General features: G+C 39.5%; 1 protein-coding gene. It reads left to right on the forward strand.

The window, feature by feature from the left end:
* The first annotated feature begins 561 nt into the window (after positions 1–561).
* Positions 562–753 carry a hypothetical protein gene (locus tag C1714_RS13735; protein WP_102343796.1) on the forward strand — a complete coding sequence of 64 codons (192 nt, stop codon included), beginning with the start codon at positions 562–564 and terminating at the stop codon, positions 751–753.
* The last annotated feature ends 299 nt before the right edge of the window (positions 754–1,052 follow it).

A 1,052-nucleotide genomic window follows, 5' to 3' on the forward strand; every position in this document is an offset into this window, starting at 1 on the left:
GCAGCAGTCATCTTGTCGGAATCATCTCTCATGTAGATCGGCTGCAGGAAAGCATCGTTCAGCAGCTTGTTGTAAAGAATACGGAAAATGGAAGTACTTTGGAGCTGCGAGGAGTGGAATAATCGGAGAAGGAGAAGAGAGCAGGATTGATTAACCGGACCTGCCCTTTTCATTGCTTTTTTCATTGCTTTTTGCTGATTTCACTGCTGAATGAATGCCATTTTCTGGTAAAATGTTTATCAAGAATAAAAGTGAAAATCTATTTGTACTGATAGTTAAATGCTCTGACATATGTATCTGCATGCACTTCTTTTTTTAAAAAACAGGGAATTGATTGGTTCTACTGCAGTTGATGTGTATCCATTCTGACTTCATAAAATATGTTGGGCAGATTTAATGAGTAAGCTGCATAGAATATTTGCTATGTTGGAGATGCCGATTATAGCATCAGACAATTTAAGCATCATACAGATCAATGACAGAAGAATGTGCTGAGAAAAATGATTTTCGTTTGTTGCAGACGATCATTGTCCGTTTTGAGTATTACCGAAGGGAGAAAATATGTTCTGGGATGATAATGATTCTGAAGATTCTTATGTAGATGTAGAAGAGCTCCGTAGAAAACTGAAAGATGAATACGGAACAGCTGCATATGCGGGCGGAGGACCAGCTGCATTTGCGGATATGATAAACGTTGACAATATGAGTGATGAAGAAGTTATACAGGAAGCCGAAAAATTAGGAATTCTGTAAAGCAAGCGGTGTTATTGTCGGGTTTTATGACAGTCATGAAAAGTCGTATGTACTTAATGATGCGTCAGTAAAGATTGGTCGTAAGCGTCTAATACAAGGTGAACTGAAATGAAGAGCACCTCTGGGTAGACTGATTGTGATTATCAATCAGAAACCTGGAGGTGATTTTCATGGCGATCTAAATTTATCTGGGGATGCCTCGAAAACGAAGTAAAAAAACTTGGGGTGTCGGGGTACCCCATGAAGGTTTATCCCGCCACGAAACCGTCTGGTAAAACAGGCGGTTTTTGAATGGAAAG

The organism is Galactobacillus timonensis, assembly GCF_900240265.1.
In the GTDB taxonomy this organism is placed as follows: Bacteria; Bacillota_I; Bacilli_A; order Erysipelotrichales; family Erysipelotrichaceae; genus Bulleidia; species Bulleidia timonensis.

What these genes read in the sequence shown, in the direction of transcription:
- C1714_RS13735 (WP_102343796.1), top strand. Translation starts at nt 562, where the DNA reads ATGTTCTGGGATGATAATGATTCTGAAGATTCTTATGTAGATGTAGAA.